General features: G+C 64.4%; 22 protein-coding genes. 14 read left to right on the top strand and 8 right to left on the bottom strand.

The genetic code is table 11. The features are described 5' to 3' along the window. Positions 1–91: 91 nt before the first annotated feature. Entirely contained in the window at positions 92–496 is a 405-nt protein-coding gene (locus tag J2R78_RS34115) for a helix-turn-helix domain-containing protein (RefSeq protein ID WP_253608360.1), read from the bottom strand. A 99-nt stretch (positions 497–595) separates the two neighbouring features. Here J2R78_RS34115 and J2R78_RS34110 point away from each other — a divergent pair, with 99 nt between their 5' ends. Continuing rightward, positions 596–1,204: an FMN-dependent NADH-azoreductase gene (locus J2R78_RS34110; protein ID WP_253608359.1), complete on the top strand. Its 609-nt coding sequence runs from the start codon at positions 596–598 to the stop codon at positions 1,202–1,204. Positions 1,205–1,261: 57 nt separating this feature from the next. Here the strand turns inward: J2R78_RS34110 and J2R78_RS34105 are convergent, their stop codons facing one another. Together J2R78_RS34105 and J2R78_RS34100 are read right to left on the bottom strand one after the other, a co-directional pair. Then, a complete protein-coding gene (locus J2R78_RS34105) occupies positions 1,262–1,420 on the bottom strand; it encodes a hypothetical protein (protein WP_092078167.1) in 159 nt (52 codons plus the stop codon). Positions 1,421–1,674: 254 nt separating this feature from the next. Then, positions 1,675–2,448: an SDR family NAD(P)-dependent oxidoreductase gene (locus J2R78_RS34100; protein ID WP_057020793.1), complete on the bottom strand. Its 774-nt coding sequence runs from the start codon at positions 2,446–2,448 to the stop codon at positions 1,675–1,677. A 109-nt stretch (positions 2,449–2,557) separates the two neighbouring features. Here J2R78_RS34100 and J2R78_RS34095 point away from each other — a divergent pair, with 109 nt between their 5' ends. The 9 genes from J2R78_RS34095 (at position 2,558) to J2R78_RS34055 (ending at position 14,279) form a co-directional block, all read left to right on the top strand. Beyond that, entirely contained in the window at positions 2,558–3,034 is a 477-nt protein-coding gene (locus tag J2R78_RS34095) for a winged helix-turn-helix transcriptional regulator (RefSeq protein ID WP_253608358.1), read from the top strand. Positions 3,035–3,577: 543 nt separating this feature from the next. Beyond that, positions 3,578–4,663 (top strand): IS4 family transposase, encoded by a 1,086-nt coding sequence (locus J2R78_RS34090; RefSeq protein ID WP_253604643.1) that lies wholly within the window; start codon positions 3,578–3,580, stop codon positions 4,661–4,663. Between the two features lie 802 nt (positions 4,664–5,465). Then, on the top strand, positions 5,466–8,240 hold the full coding sequence (gene topA / locus J2R78_RS34085) for a type I DNA topoisomerase (protein ID WP_253608357.1): 2,775 nt from the start codon (positions 5,466–5,468) through the stop codon (positions 8,238–8,240). Continuing rightward, positions 8,241–10,598 carry a ribonuclease R gene (rnr, locus tag J2R78_RS34080; RefSeq protein WP_253608356.1) on the top strand — a complete coding sequence of 786 codons (2,358 nt, stop codon included), beginning with the start codon at positions 8,241–8,243 and terminating at the stop codon, positions 10,596–10,598. Further along, positions 10,589–11,026: a DUF983 domain-containing protein gene (locus J2R78_RS34075; protein ID WP_253608355.1), complete on the top strand. Its 438-nt coding sequence runs from the start codon at positions 10,589–10,591 to the stop codon at positions 11,024–11,026. The genes rnr and J2R78_RS34075 overlap by 10 nt, the downstream gene beginning before the upstream one ends. Before the next feature lie 36 nt (positions 11,027–11,062). Beyond that, complete coding sequence (locus J2R78_RS34070; RefSeq protein ID WP_253608354.1) at positions 11,063–11,812, top strand: NUDIX domain-containing protein; 750 nt, start codon at positions 11,063–11,065, stop codon at positions 11,810–11,812. A gap of 205 nt (positions 11,813–12,017) precedes the next feature. Continuing rightward, positions 12,018–13,343 (top strand): LLM class flavin-dependent oxidoreductase, encoded by a 1,326-nt coding sequence (locus J2R78_RS34065; protein WP_076834480.1) that lies wholly within the window; start codon positions 12,018–12,020, stop codon positions 13,341–13,343. Positions 13,344–13,471: 128 nt separating this feature from the next. Next, entirely contained in the window at positions 13,472–13,639 is a 168-nt protein-coding gene (gene rpmG / locus J2R78_RS34060; RefSeq protein ID WP_018271988.1) for a 50S ribosomal protein L33, read from the top strand. A gap of 109 nt (positions 13,640–13,748) precedes the next feature. Beyond that, on the top strand, positions 13,749–14,279 hold the full coding sequence (locus J2R78_RS34055) for a hypothetical protein (RefSeq protein ID WP_076834482.1): 531 nt from the start codon (positions 13,749–13,751) through the stop codon (positions 14,277–14,279). On the opposite strand, the gene J2R78_RS44850 is transcribed toward J2R78_RS34055, so the two are convergent. From J2R78_RS44850 to J2R78_RS34045, 3 genes are all read right to left on the bottom strand, one after another. Next, positions 14,276–14,404: a hypothetical protein gene (locus tag J2R78_RS44850; protein WP_256527872.1), complete on the bottom strand. Its 129-nt coding sequence runs from the start codon at positions 14,402–14,404 to the stop codon at positions 14,276–14,278. The genes J2R78_RS34055 and J2R78_RS44850 overlap by 4 nt on opposite strands. Before the next feature lie 72 nt (positions 14,405–14,476). Next, positions 14,477–15,871 carry an ammonium transporter gene (locus J2R78_RS34050; RefSeq protein ID WP_253608353.1) on the bottom strand — a complete coding sequence of 465 codons (1,395 nt, stop codon included), beginning with the start codon at positions 15,869–15,871 and terminating at the stop codon, positions 14,477–14,479. Positions 15,872–16,374: 503 nt separating this feature from the next. Next, complete coding sequence (locus J2R78_RS34045) at positions 16,375–17,607, bottom strand: MFS transporter (RefSeq protein ID WP_253608352.1); 1,233 nt, start codon at positions 17,605–17,607, stop codon at positions 16,375–16,377. A 133-nt stretch (positions 17,608–17,740) separates the two neighbouring features. On the opposite strand from J2R78_RS34045, the gene J2R78_RS34040 reads away from it, so the two are divergent. Both J2R78_RS34040 and J2R78_RS34035 read left to right on the top strand, forming a co-directional pair. After that, positions 17,741–18,343: a TetR/AcrR family transcriptional regulator gene (locus J2R78_RS34040; RefSeq protein WP_057020800.1), complete on the top strand. Its 603-nt coding sequence runs from the start codon at positions 17,741–17,743 to the stop codon at positions 18,341–18,343. Positions 18,344–18,492: 149 nt separating this feature from the next. After that, positions 18,493–19,698 carry a serine hydrolase gene (locus tag J2R78_RS34035; protein WP_253608351.1) on the top strand — a complete coding sequence of 402 codons (1,206 nt, stop codon included), beginning with the start codon at positions 18,493–18,495 and terminating at the stop codon, positions 19,696–19,698. A 104-nt stretch (positions 19,699–19,802) separates the two neighbouring features. On the opposite strand, the gene J2R78_RS34030 is transcribed toward J2R78_RS34035, so the two are convergent. Both J2R78_RS34030 and J2R78_RS34025 read right to left on the bottom strand, forming a co-directional pair. Continuing rightward, positions 19,803–21,176, bottom strand: a complete 1,374-nt coding sequence (locus tag J2R78_RS34030) for a PleD family two-component system response regulator (protein WP_028336389.1) — start codon at positions 21,174–21,176, stop codon at positions 19,803–19,805. Between the two features lie 15 nt (positions 21,177–21,191). Continuing rightward, positions 21,192–21,557 (bottom strand): response regulator, encoded by a 366-nt coding sequence (locus J2R78_RS34025; RefSeq protein WP_028336390.1) that lies wholly within the window; start codon positions 21,555–21,557, stop codon positions 21,192–21,194. Positions 21,558–21,785: 228 nt separating this feature from the next. Here J2R78_RS34025 and J2R78_RS34020 point away from each other — a divergent pair, with 228 nt between their 5' ends. Then, positions 21,786–22,085, top strand: a complete 300-nt coding sequence (locus J2R78_RS34020) for a DUF3572 domain-containing protein (RefSeq protein ID WP_253608350.1) — start codon at positions 21,786–21,788, stop codon at positions 22,083–22,085. Further along, a complete protein-coding gene (locus J2R78_RS34015) occupies positions 22,064–23,380 on the top strand; it encodes a DNA polymerase IV (RefSeq protein ID WP_253608349.1) in 1,317 nt (438 codons plus the stop codon). Before J2R78_RS34020 ends, J2R78_RS34015 begins: the two co-directional genes overlap by 22 nt. Positions 23,381–23,392: the final 12 nt, after the last annotated feature.

Here is a 23,392-nt window from a genome sequence, read left to right as displayed (position 1 = left end):
GGAGCGACAGCGACGAAGCAATCCATCTCCCCGCTCGCGGCGCGATGGATTGCTTCGCTTCGCTCGCAATGACGCGGATGGAACTGGGTGCTTAACCATCGCTGTTGCGCGCATCGAAGTCGTTTCGTGCGCCTTCGATCTCCGGCAGATGCGCGAACGCCCACTGGCCGAGCGCCTTCACGGGTGCCGCCAGTCCGCGGCCGAGATCCGTCAGCTCATAGTCGACCCGCGGCGGGATGGTCGGAAACACCGTACGCGTCACCAGGCCGTCGCGCTCCAGCCCGCGCAGCGTGAGCGTCAACATCCGCTGCGAGATGCCATTGATCATGCGCTTCAACTCGTTGAAGCGCTTCGGCCCGTCGATCAGCATCATGATCACGAACACGCTCCATTTGTCGCCGACCCGCGCCAGCACGGAGGCGACCGCGCGGCAATCGCTGTGGTCGGGGCTGGGCCGCGGCGGCGGAGCAGTCACATCGATGTTCTCGGGTCTCATTTCTGTGCTCGGGTTTCAAAAATGTGCGTTCTTGCGGAGATTTAGGGCGGTCACTCATATAGCGCCAGTTACAAACCTATACCAAAGGTGACCCCAGCCATGAAACTTCTGCACATCGATTCCTCGGTCCTCGGCCCCCACTCCGTCAGCCGCCAGGTCTCGGCCGCTGCCGTCGCGCGGCTGCGCCAGGCCAATCCGGGCCTCGTCGTCAGCTACCGCGACCTCAGCCAGACGCCGCTCGCCCACCTCTCCGGCCTGCACCTCGCCGCCAGCCAGGGCGCGGCGCCGGACCCGTCGGTACGCGACGACATCGCGACCGGCCAGGCGGTGCTGGACGAGTTCCTCGCCGCCGACATCGTCGTGATCGGCGCGCCCATGTACAATTTCACGATTCCGAGCCAGCTCAAGGCCTGGATCGACCGCATCCTGGTCGCGGGCAAGACGTTCAAGTATGGCGCCGGCGGCGTCGAGGGACTGGCCGGCAACAAGCGCGTCATCATCGCGATCTCGCGCGGCGGCTATTACGGCGCCGACACGCCGATGGCCGCGCTCGAGCACCTCGAGACCTACCTGCGCGGCGTGTTCGGCTTCATCGGCGTCAGGAATGTCGAGTTCATCCCCGCCGACGGCATCCAGGTCGGCCCAGAGCATCGCGAAAAGGCTGTTGCGGGCGCGCTGCAGGCCGCCGGTAGCCTGAACGCAGCCTGATGTGATTCAAAGCGCCTGCCGTCGCTTGGCGGCGGCAGGCCGTTCAGGTGGAGGAACTCAGAACCAGACGCCCTGAATGCCGAGGATGACGGCGACCAGCGAAATCAACAGGCCGATGCCGGAGAACAGCGCGACCGTCACGAACTGCGTCGTATCTGAACTTTCGGATGCGGGCGAAACCGGGATCGACGTCGAAATGCGGGCTGCTTTCGGCATGGCGGCACTCCAAATGATTCCGTGGTGAAAAATTCCCCGCCCAATCAGGAGTCCGGGCAGTACGCCAAAGGTTCAATGCGCGCGATGATAGTCGCAAGCGAAACCGGCCGGTATGAAACGCTTCACACCGGCCGTTCGTTACAATGAGAAACAAACCAGAGCGTTTTCGAGCGAAGTGGATATCGGTTCGCGTGAAGAAAACGCGTCAGAATAAAACCAGAGCCCCGTTCCGATTTAATCGAAACGGAAAGGCCCTATCCGCGATAGATCGGTGCGCCCGCCGGTGATGCCGTTGCACCGCCATCGATGAACAGCTCCTGCCCCTGCACATGCGCGGCGTCGTCCGACGCGAGAAACAACACGGTCTTCGAAATGTGATCGGGCTCGCCGATCCGCCCGAGCGGCGTGGTCTTGCCGATCCGCTGCTCGAAGATCTTCTCGGCCTCGGGCGTCGCGATCGCCGCGCCCCAGATCGGCGTACGCACGGCACCCGGCGCCACCACGTTGACGCGGATGTTGCGCGGCGAGAATTCTGACGCCATCACCCGCGCCATCGCGCGCACGCCGGCCTTGCTCGCGGCATAGGCCGAGTAGCCGGGATTGCCCAGCACGGAAATCACCGAGCCGTTGAGAATGATCGATGCGCCGTCGTTGAGATACGGCGCGACCGCCTGCACCGTGAAGAACACACCGGTGAGATTGGTCCGGATCACATTCTCGAATGCGGCCAGCGTGGTGCCGCCCACCGGCGTCTGGCCGGGAATGCCGGCGTTGGCGAACAGCACGTCATACTTGCCGAACTTCTCGGCGCCCTGCTTCACCGCGGCTTCCAGCGCCGCGACGTCGGTGGCATCGGCCGCCACCGCGAGCGCGTTCGGCCCGAGCTCCCTGGATGCCGCCGCAAGCGTCTCCTTGTTGCGCCCGGTGATGACGACCTTGGCGCCCTCCGCCACGAACAGCTTCGCTGTCGCGAGCCCGATGCCGCTGTTGCCGCCGGTGATCAACGCCGTCTTGTTCGCCAGTCTCATGTCCGCCTCCAGTTGGTTGCATTATTAAACTTCGTTGCTTAGCTAGGGCATACGGTTTAATATTGCAACCACACAAGGTCGTGATGGCCCAAATCCCTGGAGACGGTCGGTGAAACGAACCAGCCTTGCCGGCGACAGCTGTCCCGTCGCGCGCGCGCTCGACGTGTTCGGCGACTGGTGGTCGCTCCTGATCATCCGCGACGCCAGCCTCGGCCGGCGCCGCTTCGGCGAATTCCAGGCGAGCCTCGGGCTTGCCAAGAACATCCTTGCCACCCGGCTGCGCGCGCTGGTCGAGCGCGGCATCCTGAAGACGGTCCCCGCCTCCGACGGCAGCGCCTATCAGGAATATGTCCTGACGCCAAAGGGCCACGGCATCTTTCCGATCCTGGTCGCGCTGCGGCAATGGACCGAGGAATTCGACGAGCATCCGGACGAGATCGCGACCATCCTGGTCGACCGCGACAAGGGCAAGCCGGTGAAGAAGCTCGCGCTCTATTCGCAGGACGGACGCGTGCTTGGCGCGGCCGACACCGCGCTGAAGCCGCGGCCTGCAGCAAAGCGCGCGCGGCGCCTCGTCAGTGCGTAGGATCGGTGTTGCTGGTACGACACGACGGGCAACTCACCAAAAACTTGTCAATCCTCGCCCGCGAAAATATTTCGCTTTATCCGAATACGCCTCGCGTCGCGAGGATGCGGATGTATGACTCACATACGACGACCCATATTGGGTGTCGTCCCTGCGAAAGCAGGGACCCATAACCACAAATGCTGGTTGTTGAACGATGCTGAGACGACGAGTCCCATTCACAACACCCGCTGCGGCGTATGGGTCCCGGCCTTCGCCGGGACGACGGCGGTGGATGTGGCGCGAGCTAGCGTTCTTCCTTTCTCCAGGAAGCGTCGCAAATCACGCCTTCTGTTTCGCCGCGGCCCTCGATTCAAGCACGGCCGTCTCTGGAATACTGGATCACCTGCCTTCGCCTTCGCGGGTGATGACACCGCGCCGTTTGACATCATGAATCGAGAACCATCCCCACCGTCGTCCTGGCGAAAGCCCATAGGCGCTAAAATAGGATTTGCGCCTTGGATTCGCTTGTGATTCCAAGATGGAATGGCACACGAATCGCTTGTGAACAAAGATTGGGCGCGCGTTGTCGCCCGACTTGGCGGAGCCGAGGCTCTGAACATTAGCGCGCGCAAGACGAAGGCGTTTGTCCGTCCGCGGGAGATCAGCAATGCGGTCGACTTGCTGCGCCTGATCTTGGCTTATTGCCTTGGTGAGAAAGGGCTGCGGTTGACGGCGGCATGGGCCACGTCGGTTGGGCTTGTCGATATCTCCAACGTGGCTCTGTTGTATCGCTTACGTCAGTGCGGAGATTGGCTGGCAATCTTGGTCGAGCAGGCGCTTGCCGCCGCGGCGCCGAAGGCGAGCCGCGGTCGTCTGATCCGTATTGTTGACGCCACGACGGTCCCCAAGGCTGGGACGAGCGGCAGGAACAAGAACGCAGTGTGGCGTATCCATAGCGCGTTCGATCTTCCGCAGGAGCGCTTTGGTCACTTCGAACTGACCGATCAGCGAGCGGGCGAGACGCTGGATCGGATACCGGCGGTTGCCGGTGAGATCCGTCTTGCCGATCGCGCCTATCTGCAACCGGAGCGCATGGCGCATCTCGTCGATGCCGATGCGGACTTCGTGATCCGGGCCGGCTGGAAGAGCGCGCGCTGGCTCGATGCCGAAGGTAATCTTGTTGACCTCACTGCCGAACTGCGCAACGCCTCGGCGCGTGGCCTGATCGATCGGCCGATTTGGATAAAGCGCAAGTCAGGTGCGCCGCCGCTCGCAGTGCGTCTGGTTGCCGCGAAGAAGCCGGCGCAAGCTGCTGCGGCTGCGCGACGCAAGGCGCGCCGGACTGCACAAAAGGGAGGTCATCAGCTCTCCAGGCAAACACTTGACGCCGCAGATTGGGTGATCCTGGTGACCTCACTCAGGCCAGAGGACTTCACGACTGCAGATATCCTCGCCCTCTATCGGCTGCGATGGCGCATTGAGCTCGGCTTCAAGCGGCTGAAAAGCCTGATTGGCCTGAAGGGACCTCCCGGAACCGACGAGCGGTCCGCCAGACCCCATATCCTCGCTCATCTGCTGATCATTCTATTGCTCGAGCCGCTCGTCGACGAACTCGAAGACTCTCCCCGCTTGGCCGACGCCGCCTGACCCACCCAGTGACGTGGCGTCTGCTGCGCCAGCTCGTAGCTTCGCTACGGCAAGCGATCATTCCACAGCCCGCAATCGCTCTACTCTGCAGAGCCAGTCACGCTCTCCGGCGACATCTACGCGAGCCACCCAGACATAAGCGCCACTATCAGACTATGATCAAACTATCTTAGCGCCTATGGGCGAAAGCCAGGACCCATTACCCCAAATCTCAATTGATGCGCGACGTTGGGGCCACAATCTCGTTCATGGTGGTTATGGGTTCTGGCTTTCGCCAGGACGACGAATGGAGAGAGCTCCGCTCATAGGCGCCCTGCTTCCCGTAACGCCCCTCACGACAGCTTCCTCCGGCTGCGCGAGCGCAACTGCTCGTCGGCCTCCAGACGGGCCATCGCGAATAGGCGCTCGAGGACTTCGAATTTGTGGCGCTGGGCGAGTTTGGCGAGTTCGGTCGCCGCCGCTGCGATCAGGACCAGGGCGTCGTTCGGGCCGCCCTCCCCAGTCGTCTCGTCGCCCGCCGGTCGCCGCCGCCGGACGCCTTGCGCTTCCGGCCGCCCCCTGTGCTGCTCAAAAGGCCTAATCCGATTCCTACCCTATATATATAAAGAGATACGCCCTTTCCGGCCGCAACTCTAGGACGCATTTTGCAACCCCTGGGATAGAAACTCCACAGCTTGGCGCCTCCCTTCAATATCTGGCGATTTGACAGGGACCGCCCCAGCACCCATGTTCGCCCCGACACGGCGGGCCGCGAGTCTAGCGGAATCCGTCTTCAAGTTTTCCCGTAAGCTATTGGAATGACATGAATATCGTCATTGTGGAGTCGCCGGCCAAGGCCAAGACGATCAACAAATATCTGGGGTCCTCCTATGAGGTCCTGGCGTCGTTCGGCCATGTTCGCGACCTCCCGGCCAAGAATGGTTCCGTCGATCCCGACGCCAATTTCCAGATGATCTGGGAGGTCGATGCCAAGGCCGCGAGCCGGCTCAACGATATCGCCAAGGCGCTCAAGGGGGCCGACCGTCTGATCCTCGCAACCGACCCTGATCGCGAGGGCGAGGCGATCTCCTGGCACGTGCTGGAGGTGATGAAGGAGAAGCGCGCGCTGAAGGACCAGAAGGTCGAGCGCGTGGTGTTCAACGCCATCACCAAGCAGGCCGTCTCCGAGGCGATGAAGGCGCCGCGCCAGATCGATGGCGCGCTGGTCGACGCCTATATGGCGCGTCGTGCGCTGGACTATCTGGTCGGCTTCACCCTCTCCCCGGTGCTGTGGCGCAAGCTACCCGGCGCCCGCTCCGCCGGCCGTGTGCAGTCGGTCGCGCTGCGGCTGGTCTGCGACCGCGAGCTCGAGATCGAGAAGTTCGTGCCTAAGGAGTACTGGTCGCTGGTCGCGACGCTGCTGACGCCGCGCGGCGACGCTTTCGAGGCGCGGCTGGTCGGCGCCGACGGCAAGAAGATCGCACGGCTCGACATCGGCTCCGGCGCGGAAGCCGAGGATTTCAAGAAGGCGATCGAGGCCGCGCTGTTCAAGGTCGCGACCGTCGAGGCCAAGCCGGCGCGGCGCAATCCGCAGGCACCCTTCACCACCTCGACCCTGCAGCAGGAAGCGAGCCGCAAGCTCGGCTTCGCGCCGGCACACACCATGCGCATCGCGCAGCGGCTCTATGAGGGCATCGACATCGGCGGCGAGACCACCGGCCTCATCACCTATATGCGAACCGACGGCGTGCAGATCGCCCCCGAAGCGATCACGCAGGCGCGCAAGGTGATCGGCGAGGACTATGGCAACGCCTACGTGCCGGACGCCCCACGCCAGTACCAGGCCAAGGCCAAGAACGCGCAGGAAGCCCACGAAGCGATCCGCCCGACCGATCTGTCGCGTCGCCCGGCCACCATCGGCCGAAGACTCGATGCCGATCAGGCGCGGCTTTATGAATTGATCTGGAAGCGCACCATTGCGAGCCAGATGGAGTCGGCCGAACTCGAGCGCACCACCGTCGACATCGAGGCCAAGGCCGGCTCCCGCGTGCTGGAATTGCGCGCCTCCGGCCAGGTCATCAAGTTCGACGGCTTCCTCGCGCTCTATCAGGAAAGCCGCGACGACGAGGAGGACGAGGATTCGCGCCGCCTGCCCGCGATGAGCGAGGGCGAGGCGGTGAAGCGCCAGAGCCTCGCCGTCACCCAGCATTTCACCGAGCCGCCGCCGCGCTTCTCGGAAGCCTCGCTGGTGAAGCGGATGGAGGAGCTCGGCATCGGCCGCCCCTCGACCTACGCCTCGATCCTGCAGGTCCTGAAGGACCGCGGCTATGTCAAGCTCGAGAAGAAGCGGCTGCACGGCGAAGACAAGGGCCGCGTCGTGGTCGCGTTCCTGGAGAACTTCTTCTCGCGCTACGTCGAATATGACTTCACTGCCGATCTCGAGGAGCAGCTCGACCGCATCTCCAACAACGAGATCGCCTGGCAGCAGGTGCTGCAGGACTTCTGGCGCGGCTTCATCGGCGCGGTCAACGACATCAAGGACCTCCGGGTCGCCGAGGTGCTCGACGCGCTCGACGAGATGCTCGGCCCGCACATCTATCCGCCGCGCGCGGATGGCGGCGACGTCAGGCAATGCCCGACCTGCGGCACCGGCCGGCTCAACCTCAAGGCCGGCAAGTTCGGCGCCTTCGTCGGCTGCTCGAACTATCCGGAATGCCGCTACACCCGTCCGCTCGCGGCCGACAGCGCCGAGAGCGCCGACCGCGTGCTCGGCACCGATCCCGACACTGGCTTCGATGTCACGGTGAAGGCCGGCCGCTTCGGCCCCTACATCCAGCTCGGCGAGCAGAAGGATTACGCCGAGGGCGAGAAGCCGAAGCGCGCGGGCATTCCGAAGGGCACCTCGCCCGCCGATGTCGATCTCGAACTGGCGCTGAAGCTGTTGTCGCTGCCGCGCGAGATCGGGAAGCATCCGGAAACCGGACAGCCGATCACCGCCGGCCTCGGCCGGTTCGGGCCGTTCGTCAAGCACGAGAAGACCTATGCCAGCCTCGAGGCCGGCGACGAGGTCTTCGACATCGGGTTGAACCGCGCCGTCACGCTGATCGCGGAGAAGATCGCGAAGGGCCCGAGCGGCCGCCGTTTCGGCGCCGATCCCGGCAAGCCGCTCGGCGATCACCCGACGCTCGGCGCGGTCGCGCTGAAGAACGGCCGCTACGGTGCCTATGTCGCGGCCGGCGGCGTCAACGCGACGATCCCGAGCGACCGCGCGCCCGACCAGATCACGCTCGCCGAGGCGATCGCGCTGATCGACGAGCGCGCGGCCAAGGGCGGCGGCAAGAAGGCCAAGAAGGCGAAGGCGGAAAAGCCCGCCAAGGCCACGAAGGCCAAGGCAGCAAAGGCTGAAGATGCCGACGGTGACGCCGACGCCAAGCCCGCCAAGAAGGCTGCGTCGAAAAAAGCCGCGGCGAAGCCGAAGACGGATGCGACCAGCAAGGCGCGCGCGCCGGTCGCCTCCGGTGCCAAGACGTCGCCTGCAAAATCATCGGCACCAGCGAAAGCGCCCGCGAAGAAGAGCGCCGGCAAGGCACGAGGATAAGTGAAACGAAAACCCGACCATGGCTTTCCGGGCCGGGATGCCATCGTCGCCTTCATCCGCGCCAATCCAGGCAAGGTCGGCACCCGCGAGATCGCGCGCGAGTTCGGCCTGAAGAACGCCGACCGCGTCGAGCTGAAGCGGATCCTCCGCGAGCTCGCCGACGATGGCACGATTGCCAAGCGCGGCCGCAAGATCCACGAGCCGGCGGCGCTGCCGCCGACCCTGCTCGCCGACATCACCGGCCGCGACAGCGACGGCGAGCTGATCGCCACGCCCGCCGAGTGGGACTCGGACGAGAACGGCACCGCCCCGAAAATCCGTATCGAGACGCCGCGGCCGCCGAAGCCCGGCACCACCGCCGGCGTCGGCGACCGCGCGCTGCTGCGCGTCGAAGTCACGGACGAGCAAGACGGCACACCCTATCGCGGCCGCGTCATCAAGGTGATCGATCACGGGCGCACCCGGATCCTCGGCATCTTCCGTCGCAATCCCGATGGCGGCGGGCGCCTGATCCCGGTCGACAAGAAGCAGGCCGGCCGCGAGCTCAACATCGCCAAGGCCGACAGCGGCGGCGCCGAAGACGGCGATCTCATCAGCGTCGACCTGATCCGCACCCGCGGCTACGGCCTCGCCTCCGCCCGCGTCAAGGAGCGGCTCGGTTCGATCGCCAGTGAGAAGGCGATCAGCCTGATCGCGATCAACACCCACGATATCCCGCAGGTGTTCTCCACTTCTGCGCTGCGCGAAGCTGAAGACGCCAAGCCCGCAACCTTGCAGGGCCGCGAGGACTGGCGTGACGTGCCGCTCGTCACCATCGATCCGCCGGATGCCAAGGATCACGACGACGCGGTGCATGCGGAAGTCGATCCCGATCCGAACAACAAGGGCGGCTTCATCGTCCATGTCGCGATCGCCGACGTCGCCTTCTATGTGCGGCCCGGCTCGGCGCTCGACCGCGACGCGCTGCAGCGCGGCAACTCGGTGTATTTCCCTGATCGCGTCGTGCCGATGCTGCCCGAGCGCATCTCCAACGATCTCTGTTCGCTGGTGCCGGGCGAGCCGCGCGGCGCGCTCGCGGTGCGCATGGTGATCGGCGCCGACGGCCGCAAGCGCTCGCATACCTTCCACCGCGTGCTGATGCGCTCGGCCGCAAAGCTCCATTACGCGCAGGCACAGGCTGCGATCGACGGCAGGCCCGATGACACCACCGGCCCCATCCTCGATCCGATCCTGAAGCCGCTGTGGTCGGCCTACGAGCTGGTCAAGCTTGCACGCAACGAGCGCGACCCGCTCGATCTCGATCTGCCCGAGCGCAAGATCCTGCTGAAAGCCGACGGCACCGTCGATCGCGTGATCGTGCCGCAGCGGCTCGACGCGCACCGGCTGATCGAGGAGTTCATGATCCTCGCCAACGTCGCCGCGGCCGAGATGCTGGAGAAGAAGGCGCTGCCGCTGATCTACCGCGTGCACGACGAGCCAAGCCAGGAGAAGGTGCACAACCTGCAGGAATTCCTCAAGACGCTCGACCTGCCCTTCACCAAGCAGGGCGCGCTGCGTCCCACGCAATTCAACCGCGTGCTGGCGCAGGTTGCCGGCGAGGACTACGAGCCGCTGGTCAACGAGGTGGTGCTGCGTTCGCAGGCGCAGGCCGAATACTCCGCCGAGAACTACGGCCATTTCGGCTTGAACCTGCGTCGCTACGCGCACTTCACCTCGCCGATCCGCCGCTATGCCGATCTGATCGTGCATCGCGCGCTGATCCGCGCGCTCGGGCTTGGCGAAGGCGCGTTGCCGACCGATGAGACCGTGGAGACGCTCGCCGAGATCGCCGCGCAGATTTCCGTCACCGAGCGCCGCGCGATGAAGGCGGAGCGTGAGACCACCGACCGCCTGATCGCGCATTTCCTTGCCGATAAGGTCGGCGCCTCGTTCCAGGGCCGCATTTCCGGCGTGACGCGATCCGGCCTGTTCGTGAAGCTCGACGACACCGGCGCCGACGGTCTGATCCCGATCCGCACCATCGGCAGCGAATATTTCAATTACGACGAAACCCGCCACGCGCTGATCGGCACGCGCAGCAACACCATGTATCGGCTCGGCGACGTCGTCGATGTGCGTCTGGTGGAGGCCGCGCCGATAGCGGGCGCGCTGCGGTTTGAGTTATTATCCGATGGTCAGGCAATTCCGCGCGGCAGAAAACGCGACAGCGTAACGGCCGAGCGCCGTGCCGCCGGATTTGGCAATGGACCGAAAGGATCAGGCAAGAAGGCGCACAAGGAGCGGAAATCGCGCAAGAAGGATCGCAAGCCGGCGCAGCAGAAGTCCGGCAAATCGAAGCGAGGCAAGTCATGGATGTGACACCGCCGACGGTGGTCTGGACTCGCGAGGCGGCCGAGCCCGAGAAGCGCGACGTGTGGAGCGCGATGAAGCGCGGGTTCCGCAGCCGTTGTCCGCGCTGCGGAAAAGGCAGACTGTTCCGCAAGTTTCTCAAATGCGACGGCCATTGCCCGGTCTGCGACCTCGACTTCACGCCGCATCGCGCCGACGATCTGCCTGCCTATCTCGTCATCGTTATCGTCGGCCATATCGTGGTACCGATGGCGCTGTGGATCGAGACTAATTATTCGCCGCCGGTGTGGCTGCAACTTGCGATCTATCTGCCGTTCACGCTGTTCGCATCGCTGGCGCTGTTGCAGCCGGTGAAGGGAGCCGTGATCGGCTTGCAATGGGCCCTGCGCATGCATGGCTTTGACGAGAATCCCCCTAGCGACATCCCGCCGGTCTAGCTAAACCGGGCCGCAAGAAGAAATGAAAGGGATGAAATGACTGAAGCTGCCGCGCCCGCCGCTGTCGTCCACCAGGGCGAAAAAGAAGCCGACCATCATGCGTATTTCCGGCCGAAGGATGCGGCGACGCTGATCCTGATCGATCGCTCCGGCGCCAAGCCGAAGGTGCTGGTCGGCAAGCGTCACGACAAGGTCGTGTTCATGCCCGGCAAATTCGTTTTCCCCGGCGGCCGCGTCGACAAGGCCGACAACCGCGTGCCGGTCGCAGCGCCGATCACGCCGGAGCTCGAAGCCAATCTGTTGAAGGGCAGCCCGAAGATCACGCCCGGCCGCGCGCGTGCGCTTGCCAACGCCGCGATCCGCGAGGCCTGCGAAGAGACCGGGCTCTGCCTCGGCCGCAAGGTCGAGAAGCGGCACAAGCTCGACGGGCCCTGGGCACCGTTCGCCGACGCTGGTCTCTTGCCCGATCCATCCGGCCTGTTCCTGATCGCGCGCGCGATCACCCCGCCCGGCCGCGTCCGCCGCTTCGACACGCGCTTCTTCACTGCCGACGCGTCGACCATCGCGCATCGTGTCGAGGGCGTGGTGCATGCCGATGCCGAGCTGGTCGAGCTGGTCTGGGTCGAGATCGGCTCCGAGCCGCTCGCCGACGCGCATGCCATGACCAAGAACGTGCTCGCCGAGCTCGACCGCCGTCTCGCCACCGGCCCGCTCCGCCACGACGCGCCGGTGCCGTTCTTCCATTTCTACGGCGGCAAGATGCAGAAGGACGTGCTGGGGGTGTAGTATGATCCTCGTCATTCCGAGGCGATGCGCAGCATCGAACCCGGAATCCCGAGATTGCGGCGCGAGATTCCGGGTTCATCGCTGCGCGATGCCCCGGAATGACACTGTCGAGAGAGCGGCCAAAAACAAAATAATCTTCCCGATGGCGCGCCGCGAAACGCCTCCCTATCTGTTCCGCTAACGACATCAAGGACGGAACGGGGCAATGGCGAAGCGTCAACTCAAGCTCGGCGCGTTCATGCGGCCGATCAGCATTCACACCGGTGCCTGGCGCTATCCCGGGGCCTGGCCCGACGCCAATTTCAACTTCGACCACATCAAGACGCTGATCCGCAAGCTCGAGGCCGGCAAGTTCGACGCCTTCTTCATGGCCGACCATCTGGCCGTGCTGAACATGCCGATCAACGCGCTGAAGCGCAGCCACACCGTGACCTCGTTCGAGCCATTCACCCTGCTGTCGGCACTCGCCGCCGTCACCGAGAATATCGGCCTGATCGCGACCGGCTCGACCACTTTCGACGAGCCCTATCACGTCGCGCGGCGCTTCGCCTCGCTCGACCACATCTCCGGCGGCCGCGCCGGCTGGAATATCGTCACCACGTCCAATCCGGACGCGGCGCTGAATTTCGGGCTCGACGACCATATGGAGCACGCCGAGCGCTACAGGCGCGCCCGCGAGTTCTACGATGTCGTCACCGGCCTGTGGGATTCCTTCGCCGATGACGCGTTCGTGCGCGACGTCGAGTCCGGACTGTTCGTCGATCCCGACAAGATGCATGTGCTCAATCACAAGGGCAAATATCTCTCGGTCCGCGGTCCGCTGAACATCGCCCGCCCCGTGCAGGGCTGGCCTGTCATCGTGCAGGCCGGTGCTTCCGATGACGGCAGGCAGCTTGCGGCCGAGACCGCGGAAGCCGTGTTCACCGGCGGCGGCAGCCTGGCCGACGGACAGAAGCTCTATGCCGACATCAAGGGCCGCATGGAGAAGATCGGCCGCGATCCCGAGCATCTGAAGATCCTGCCCGGCGCCTTCGTCGTGGTCGGTGACAGCGTCGAGGAAGCAAAAGAGAAGCGCGCGCTGCTCGACAGCCGCGTGCATTACGACAGCGCGATCGCCTCGCTGTCGGTGATCCTCGGCACCGATGCATCCGGCTTCGATCCCGACGGACAGTTGCCGCCGATCCCCGAAACCAATGCAAGCAAAAGCGGCCGGCAGCGCCTCGTCGATGTCGCGGCGCGCGACAAGCTCACCGTGCGCCAGCTCGCGCAGCGCGTCGGCGGCTATGGCGGGCTCGCCTTCGTCGGCACGCCGCAGACCATCGCCGACCAGATGGAGGAATGGCTGACCGGCCGGGGCAGCGACGGCTTCAACATCATGTTCCCCTATCTGCCGCAGGGCCTGTTCGAGTTCGTCGACAAGGTGGTGCCGGAACTGCAAAAGCGCGGGATTTTCCGCACTGAGTACGAAGGTCGGACCCTGCGCGAGAATTTGGGCCTGCCGCGGCCGAAAAATCAGTTCTTCGAGGGGTAATAGGCCCGGAATCGGGGTGATCTTGGCTCAGAAATCCTTGACTTTGGGCTGTTTCTGGCTAGTTTCCGGGCCAAACGCGGGCCGATTTGGCCGGCTCCCGAATTCCCCCGATTTTCGAGGTTTTGCACATGGCCAAGGCGGTCACCATCAAGGTCAAGCTCGTGTCGACGGCCGACACCGGCTTCTATTACGTTGCCAAGAAGAATTCGCGCACCATGACCGACAAGCTGGTCAAGAAGAAGTACGACCCGGTCGCGCGCAAGCACGTCGAGTTCAAGGAAGCCAAGATCAAGTAAGATCGGCTGCTTCCGACGTTTCAAACGGGGCCCTCGCGGCCCCGTTTTTGCTTTCTAGGCTTGCGTCATCCCTCATGATTCCCGGAGCAGTCCCGGGCGCAGGGCTCAGATGATCGCAACCTTGGACGAGGGAAACGTCGGCGGTTACTCGGTCGCTTACGGCCGCGAGGACATCTACTTTCCGGTCTATGTCACGGCAGCCCTCGCCGCGATCTTCCTGACCGCGACCTGGATCACGGGCGCGATCTATTGGCTGGCGCCGGCAGCGGCAGCGGGCGGCTTCACCTATTACAACATCCCCCTGCTGGAGGCTGGTCGTCCGACGATCGGGGCCAACCAGTACGGCATCTTCATCCAGGCCTTCGGGCTGATCCGCTGGCGCGCCATCACGCGCATCGACCTCGTCGAGATCGCCGAGCGCGCGATGACGGTTCACGAGTTGCAGATCGCGCTTAACGGACCGCTCGGCAGCGCGCTGGTGGCCGATTGGCGCAAGCGGCCGGCCTACCGGCTGTTGATGCGCCTGCCGTGGCGCATGGACCATCGTGGCGTAGTCCGCGTCAATCTGGAGCCATTCGACCGGACGCCCGACGAGATCCACCGGACGTTCCTCAGGATGTGGCGTTACTACCGGAGCTAACCCTTGAACGCCTCGTCACGCAGATGCGCGTCTGCGATCTCTGCATCCGGATTGTGTGTGATCGTCATGAACCAAATGAGGCTGAAGAACAGCGACCACGCTGTGTTCCAATAGAACCAGTTCATCGGATCACCTCGAACAGCTTAGATCCGCGCCAGCGGGCGAAGATCGCCAGCTGCGCGGAATGCCGCCAAAGTCTACTGCACGACCTCGCCGTGCAGTGCCAAATCCAACCCTTCGCGCTCGATGTCCCGCGTCACGCGAAGCCCGACGAAGAGATTGATCACGAACAGGATGATCAGGCTCACCACGGCATCATACACGAAAACCGTCGCAACGCCGATGCATTGATTGAGGAACTGCCCGGGATTTCCTTCCAGAACACCTGCCGTTCCGCCATACTGCTCGACCGCGAACACCCCGGTCAGCAGCGCCCCGACGATGCCGCCAAGGGCATGGACACCGAAGCAGTCCAGCGCATCATCGTAGCTGAACATGCGCTTCAAGCCGGTGCATCCCCAGTAGCAGCAGACGCCGGCGGCGATGCCGATCGCGAAAGCGCCGACCGGCCCGACGAAGCCGGAGGCCGGCGTGATCGCGACGAGGCCCGCCACGGCACCCGAGCAGATGCCGACCACGGTCGGCTTGCCCTTCAACGCCCATTCCACCAGCATCCAGGTGAAGCCTGCCACAGCCGTTGCGATCTGGGTCACCAGCATGGCCATACCCGCCTGCATTCCGGCCGTGACGGCGGAGCCGGCATTGAAGCCGAACCAGCCGACCCACAGCAGCGAGGCGCCGATGAAGGTCAGCACCATGTTGTGCGCCGGTCCGGTCTCGCTACGCTTTCCGAGCATGATCGCGCACATCAGGCCGGCTACGCCGGCATTGATGTGCACAACGGTGCCGCCGGCGAAATCGAGAACCTTGACATACGCAGCGTCGTTACCCGCCGAGAAGATTCCGTCAGGGCCCCAGACCCAGTGCGCGATCGGCGCATAGACGAAGATCGCCCACAGCCCGATGAACCAGAGCATCGCGGAGAACTTCATCCGCTCGGCAAAAGCGCCGGCGATCAGCGCCGGCGTGATGATGGCGAACGTCATCTGGAAGCAGATGTAAACGGACTCGGGGATCGTCGCGGCGAGTGGATTGGGATTGCCGATGCCCCCCTTGCCGATGTCGCTCAGGATGTCCTCGAGGAACAGGCGATCGAGGCCGCCGATGAACGGCGTGCCGGCACGAAACGCCAGGCTGTAGGTGAGGACGGCAAACAGGATCGTGACCAGGCAGGTGACCGCGAAACTGGTCATCACGGTGTCGCCGACATTCTTCTTGCGCACCATGCCGCCATAGAACAGTCCGAGCCCCGGGATCGTCATCATCAGGACGAGCGCGACTGACGTGAGCATCCAGGCGGTGTCGCCGGAATTCGGCGTGCACTTCTCGAGAATCTTGCCGCCACAGGCCGGCGGCGCCGCCGCATCCTCGGCCAGCGCGAGCTCGCTGAACAGCAGGCAAAGGAACGCCACGCCCAACAAGGCAACCACGATTCTCACGAGCTTCTGGCGCGTATGTGTCGCAGACTCCATATCGACCTCCCATCACAAGAGAAATGCTGGCGTTCGGAATGGGCGCAGCGCGTTCGCAGCGTGAGCGCCGAAGGACAGCGCGCGTCCGGCTATCGGGATGTCTCGAAGTGCCGCGGTGCGGGTGGCCGGATGCAGCGAAGTCGCAGCGGCATCAGGCCCGACGCAGGGCACAAGGGCCTCCTGCTCGGCGGCGCGGCAAAGGCCGTGGTGCGCGGATGGCTGGAGAATGACGGCGACTAGCCCCATCGCGGCCAGCCCTTCCCAAAGTCCCCAGGCCGGAACCCTCAGCGAGGGTTTCCGGCACGATTTCTAGCCAAATTGAAACAAGATTCGTGCCACCACTGCGCGCCGCGTAACACTTTGAAAACGCTATCGCTTCGATCCGCGACCGGAACAGCATCGCGCTCCATTGCACGCTCTTGCGGCAAGTGGCCGGTCAAAAACTAGGCAGCATCTGGCGACTGCCCTCGCAAGGAGCAGCCGCCAGCTTCGCAGGGATTCTGCTAAGCGGCCTTCAGCAGCGGCGGCTGCGCCGGCCGGATCAGCGCGAAGGCGAGCTGGATGATGCCGCCGGCAAGGCCCAGCGCGACGCCGATGCGCCAGGCCATGGTGTAGGAGCCGAGCGAGTCGTAGATCAGCCCTCCTCCGTAAGCGCCGAGGAAGCTGCCGACCTGGTGGCTCATGAAGGCGAGGCCCTGGATCATCGCCTGCCAGCGCAAGCCGAACATCTCGGCCACCGCGCCCGCGACCAGCGGACCGACGCCCATCCAGAGGAAGCCCATGATGGCGCCGAACAGCAGCGTCGAGCCCGGCGTTGCCGGCAGCATGAAGTACCAGGCAAGCGCCAGCGAGCGCAGAATATAGATCGCGCCGAGCAGCGCCAGCTTGTTCCAGCGCTGGCCGGCCCAGCCGAAGAACAGCGAGCCGAGCACATTGAAGCCGCCGATCATGCCGAGCGTCTGCGCGCTCAGCATCGGATCGAGCCCGCAGATCGCGAGATACGACGGCAGATGCGTGGTGAGGAAGACGAGCTGCATGCCGCAGACCATGTAGGCGCAGGTCATCACCACGAAGGGTGCGTTGCCGAACGCGGTCTTCGCCGCCGTCGCCGCGGTGGCGTTGCCGATGTCGTCGCCAGCAGGCTTCGGCAGCGGAATCTTGTCGACGCGCCCGGCGTACAACGCCGCCGGGATCATGAAGATCGAGAGAATGACAAAGCCGGCAAGTCCGACGCGCCAACCGAAACCCTCATTGAGCATCTGGCCGATCGGCGCCGACAGCAGCGCGCCGAGCGAGCCCGCGGCGGAGACCATGCCGAGCACTGTCGAGCGTACCGTCTCCGGCACCGCGCGCGCCGAGACCGACATTGCGATCGCATTCGCGGTGCAGGCGAGCGAAAGGCCGATCAGGACACCGGCGCCGATCATGATGGCAACGAGCCCATGCGCCGTCGTCATCAGCACGAGGCCCGCGATGTAGGCCAGCGCGCCGACCAGCATGATCGGGCGGAAGCCGTAACGCACCGTCATCGCGCCGGCGACCGGCTGCAGAAAACCCCAGGCGAGGTTCTGCACCGCGAGCGCCAGCGTGAAGTGGGATATCGAGATGCCGATGTCGTGCGTCAGCGGCTGCATGAAGATGCCGAGGCTCTGCCGCAGCCCCATGCTCAGCGTGAGCATGATGGAGGCGCCGATCAGGATGGGAAGGGTGGGACGCAGGACCTGCAACAGGGGCATTGTTCTTGTTCTCCCATAACGGCACGGCACGCGTGCCATGGCCTGCGATTCATGCATGTTTTGGTTACACAGACCTGTGTACTTAGGCTATACAGGGGGCTGACTGTCAAGCGAAGAGGATCACGGCTGGCGCATGGCTTCCCCGCCTCCCAAACAGACCATGAAGGAGCGGATCCTCGAGACCGCCGACAAGCTCTTCTACCTGCAGGGCATTCGCGCCATCGGCGTCGACACCATCGCGGCCGAGATCGGCATCAGCAAGCGCACGCTCTACAACCACTTCCCGTCGAAGGACGCGCTGATAGAAGCCTATCTGCAACGCCGCTTCGTGCAGCCGCGTCCCTCCGACAAGCCGCCGGCCGAGCAGATTCTCGCAACCTTCGATTCGCTGGAGCGGCGCTTCTCGGCGAAGGACTTTCGCGGCTGCCCGTTCGTGAACGCGGTGGCCGAGCTCGGGCCGGAGGACGAGGATCGCACCTTCAGGAACATCGCAATCGCCTTCAAGGAAAGCCGCCGGCTCTGGTTTCGCGATCTGCTGCGGCGGCTCGGCGTCGCCGATGCCGAGGGACTTGCGACCCAGCTCACGCTGCTGGTCGATGGCTCGATCGCGCAGGATCTGGTGCGCGACGATCCGGCGATGGCGCGCGCGGCCAAGGAAGCCGCGCGCGTGTTGCTGGCAAATGCAGGCGTCAAGGTCGGCAGCCCCGCCCCCGCCGGCAAGAAACGCGCCGGATAAATCCGGTTGCGTGCGGAAGTCAGGTTTGGTTGTTAACACCGACCGCAGGCCACGGCATTCCCGGCTGGATATTCCGTCCGGCGAGATTGGCAGCGACCGCGCGAAGACCTGCTACTTAGAAGACTTGCGGCACAACAGGGGAAACGACCATGGAAGATCTGAAGGTGACGGCCACCGGCTATGATTTCGCGCCGGCGCGCGCGGCCATGCAGCGCTACATCGACAACGATCTCCTGTCCGGCATCTCCTGGACGGTTCTGGTCGGGCGCGACATCGCTGACACGGGCTGCGTCGGATGGGCCGACAAGGAAGCGCAGATTCCGCTGCGCACCGATCACATCTTCCGCGTCTTCTCCAACACCAAGCTGATCACCTCCTGCGCGGTGCTGCTGCTAGTCGAGGAAGGCCGCTTCCGGCTCGACGATCCGATCGAGACCTTCATCCCGCAACTCAGAAACCGCAAGGTGCTGCGGCCGGGCGCGACGTCGGTCGACGACACCGAGCCGGCGCAGCGGTCGATCACCATTCGCCATCTGCTGAGCCACTCAGCCGGCCTCAGCTACGGCCTGTTCGATCCGGGCACACCGATTTTCAAGGCCTACAACGAGCGCAAGATCCTCAATCCGATGACGACGCTCGCTGACATGGTCGACGGTCTGTCCGATCTGCCGCTGGTGTTCCATCCCGGCTCGTCATGGGAATATTCCGTTGCCATCGACGTGGTCGCACGGCTGGTCGAGGTGGTGAGCGGCCAGCCGTTCGACAAGTTCATCAAGGCCCGCATCCTCGATCCGCTCGGCATGGTCGACACCGGCTTCCATGTTCCGGAGAAGGATCACAACCGGCTCGTCGCCTATTACGCCGGCGCCGATCTGATGGACCCGATGAAGCCCGGGCTGACGCGCACCGACAACGCGCCCTATCCTGGCGCCTATCTGCGCCCGGTGCCGCGCTTCAATGGCGGTGGCGGCCTCGTCTCGACGCTGCATGACATGGTCGCGCTGATCCGCAGCCTGCTGCCCGGCGGACCGACGCTGCTGAAGCCGGAGACGATCGCGCAGGCGATGACCAACCAGCTCACACCGGGCCAATGGATCCGCTTCGCGATGATGGGCGAGCAACCCGGCAAGACCTATGGTCTTACCGGCGGACTGATCCTCAACCCCTCCCCGATCGATCATCCCGACGCCGCCGGCGAGCTCTATTGGGGCGGCGTCGCAGGCACGCAGTGGTGGATTTCGCCCAAAACGGGCATCGCCGGCGTGATGATGGCGCAGCGCCAGATGGCGTTCGTCCATCCGTTCTCGTTCGAGTTCAAGCGGATGGCCTATGACGCGGTGAAGCGCGGCCGCTAAGGGCACTTCGTAGCCCGGATGGAGCGCAGCGAAATCCGGGAAGCTGGTGCAAGCGGCGCGATACCCCGGATTGCGCTTCGCTGCATCCGGGCTACGAGATCGCGCTACGCTGCCGCAGACACCACGCGGTTACGGCCGTCGTGCTTGGCGCGATAGAGCGCGGTGTCGGCGCGCTTGAGCACATCGGTGACCTGCTCGCCCTTGCGCTCCAGCGTGGTGAGACCGATCGAGATCGTGACTGTGATCCGCTTGCCGCCCTTGTCGACGGTGAAGGGCTCGCCCGCGATCGAGCGGCGCAGCCGCTCGGCGACCATGCCGGCGACGTGCAGGTCGGTCTCGGGCATCACGATGACGAACTCCTCGCCGCCATAGCGGCAGGCGAGATCAATGCCGCGGATCGACTTGCGGATACGGACCGCGAATTCGCGCAGCACGTCGTCGCCGGCATCGTGGCCATAGGTGTCGTTGATCGCCTTGAAGTAGTCGATGTCGAGGATCATCAGCGCCAGCGGCTTGCCGCGGATCGAGGCCTGCTCCGCCAGCGTCGCGAGGTGGCTCTCCATGTAGCGCCGGTTGTTGAGACCGGTCAGCGCATCCGTGATCGCCATCTCGATCGAGTTCTGGACATTGTCGCGCAGATGATCGGTGTAGCGGCGGCGGCGGATCTGGGTGCGCGCGCGTGCCAGCAGTTCGTTCTTGTCGACCGGACGCAGCAGATAGTCGTTGACGCCGATCTCGAGCCCGCGCATCAGCCGCGTGTTGTTGTCGGCATCCGAGATGGCGAGGATCGGGACCTGGCGCGTGCGCTCCAGCGAGCGGGCCTGGCTGCACAGCCGCAGGCCGTCGTAATTGTCGAGGCTGAGCGACACGATCAGCAAGTCGTAATTGCCCTCGGCGGCGTGGAACAAGGCTTCCGACGGATTGATCTCGACGTCGACGGTATGCTCGGCCGAGAGGATCGGCGCCAGCTTCTCGTAGGACGACGGCCGGTCGTCGACCAGAAGAATGCGGCCGCCGGTTCCCTTGTCGGCGATCGCGCTGCGCTCGGGCGCCTGCATGCCGATCTCGAGCGAGGTGATGGCGCGCATGCGCAGCTCATCGGTCATCATCTTCAGCCGCGTCAGCGAGCGCACGCGCGCGATCAGCACGACGTCGGACACCGGCTTGGTCAGGAAGTCATCGGCGCCGGCTTCAAGGCCGCGCACGCGATCGGCCGGGCTGTCGAGCGCAGTGACGATGACGACCGGAATGAAATGGGTCGCCGGATTCGACTTCAGCCGGCGGCAGACCTCGAAGCCGTCCATGTCGGGCATCATGACGTCGAGCAGGATGATGTCGCATTCGGCGCGTGCGCAGATTTCCAGTGCCTCGGTCCCGTTGGAGGCAGTCAACACATCGAAATATTCGGCTGACAGACGGGCTTCCAACAACTTGACGTTCGCCGGAACGTCATCGACCACGAGGATACGCGCGGACATTGCACCACAACTCCCCTATCCGATAAAGCGTCGGACAGTCTCAATAAATTTGCCGACCGAGATCGGCTTGGACAAATAGGCTTCGCAGCCGCCCTCGCGGATGCGTTCTTCGTCGCCCTTCATGGCGAAGGCGGTGACCGCGACCACCGGAATTGCGCGCAGATCGGGATCGTCCTTGATCCAGCGCGTGACCTCCAGGCCGGAAACCTGGGGTAGCTGGATGTCCATCAGGATGAGGTCGGGGCGCAGCTTGCGGACAAGATCGAGCGCTTCGAAGCCATTGCTGGTGCCCGAAGTCTGATAGCCGTGCGCTTCCAACAGATCGCGAAAGAGCTTCATGTTGAGCTCATTGTCCTCCACGATCAGGACGGTTTTGGCCATCCCGTCCCTCCCAAACCCAGGAGACGGGCCCGGCTGCGGTACCTCACGCACCGCGCTCGGGGCGCGTCGAAAATGTGAATTCAAACTAGCGCCAGAATCGCTCTAACCCGTTAACCCGAAGTCCAACTTCCGCAGCGTGGTTTCCGTTGCTTGAACACATGCGGAAGACTCGGGCATGATGGGCCTCTCAATAGAGACCATAAGTTAACGGAAAGGCAAACCGGCGCGTTGAAAAAGCCTGTTCACAACCCCCGGGAAGTTGCTGAAATCGTTGCGATTCAGGCGCTCGGTTTCATTGCCGGCGATCCCGAGCGGCTGGGCCTGTTCCTGGCCGAAACCGGAATCGGTCCAGAGACGCTGCGGAACGCCGCGTCCGATCCTCAATTTCTTGCGAGCGTGCTCGATTTCGTGATGCGCGACGACGCCACCGTGAAGGCGTTTGCCAGGGCCTCGGAACTGCACCCGACCAATATCGCCGCCGCCCATCAGGCGCTGGGCGACCCGAAATGGGAGCGCGACGTGCCGTGACGACGGCAGCGGCAGCTTCCGACGGCCCCCTCCGTTTCTGCCGAGACTGCCTCGGCGACCTCGATATCAAGGTGAAGCGATGCAGCCATTGCGGCTCGCCGCGGCTGGTGCGTCATCGCGCCCTGCCCGCGCTGGCGCTGGCGCACATCGACTGCGACGCGTTCTATGCCACCGTCGAGAAGCGCGACAATCCCGAGATCGCCGACCGCCCGGTCATCATCGGCGGCGGCAAGCGCGGCGTCGTGTCGGCCGCCTGTTACATCGCCCGCACCTATGGCGTCCGCTCGGCGATGCCGATGTTCAAGGCGCTGGAACTCTGCCCGGATGCGACCGTAATTCCGCCGGACATGGCGAAGTATGTCCGGGTCGGGCGCGAGGTGCGGCAGGCGATGCAGGCGCTGACGCCGCTGGTCGAGCCGCTGTCGATCGACGAAGCCTTCCTCGATCTCGCCGGCACGCAGCGCGTCCACGGCATGATTCCGGCCAAGGTGCTCGCCAAATTCGCCCGCGATGTCGAGCGCGACATCGGCATCACGGTGTCGGTCGGCCTGTCCTGCAACAAGTTCCTCGCCAAGATCGCCTCCGACCTCGACAAGCCGAGGGGCTTTGCCGCGCTGGACCAGGACGAGGCGCGCGAGATGCTGGCCAGCAAACCGGTCGGGTTCATCTACGGCGTCGGTCCCGCGACGCAGGAGAAGTTGGTGCAGCGCGGCTTCCGCCTCGTTGCCGACCTGCAGCGCGCCGACGAGAACGAATTGATGAAGCAGTTCGCGAGCGAAGGCCGCCGGCTGTGGCGGCTCGCGCGCGGCATCGACGACCGGAGCGTGGTGGCCGATCGCGGCGCCAAGACGATCTCGAGCGAGACCACCTTCGAGACCGACATCCGCGACTTCGCAACGCTGGAAAGACTGCTCTGGAAACTGTCGGAGAAAGTCTCGGCGCGGCTGAAGACCAGCGAGCTCTCGGGGTGCACCATCACGCTGAAGCTGAAGACCGCGGACTTCCGCCAGCGTACCCGTTCGCAATCGATCCAGACCCCGACCCAGCTTGCCGCCAAGATCTTTGCGGTGTCGCGCGAGATGCTCGCGAAGGAAATTGACGGCACCGCCTTCCGCCTGATGGGCGCCGGCGTCAGCGCGCTGCGCCCGGGCGCACAGGCCAACGATTCCGACATGCTCGACCGCCGCTCGGCGCACGCCGAACGCGCGATGGACAATCTGCGCAAGAAATTCGGCAATGCCGCCGTGATCAGGGGCATTGCCTATGAGGGGCCGCAGAAGAGCGCGGAGGAGTAACCGGTCGTCATG

This window comes from Bradyrhizobium sp. USDA 4538 (assembly GCF_024171045.1).
Taxonomy (GTDB): domain Bacteria; phylum Pseudomonadota; class Alphaproteobacteria; order Rhizobiales; family Xanthobacteraceae; genus Bradyrhizobium; species Bradyrhizobium australafricanum.
The sequence above is the reverse complement of the archived record's forward strand: the minus strand, read 5'-3'. Positions and strand labels throughout refer to the sequence as shown.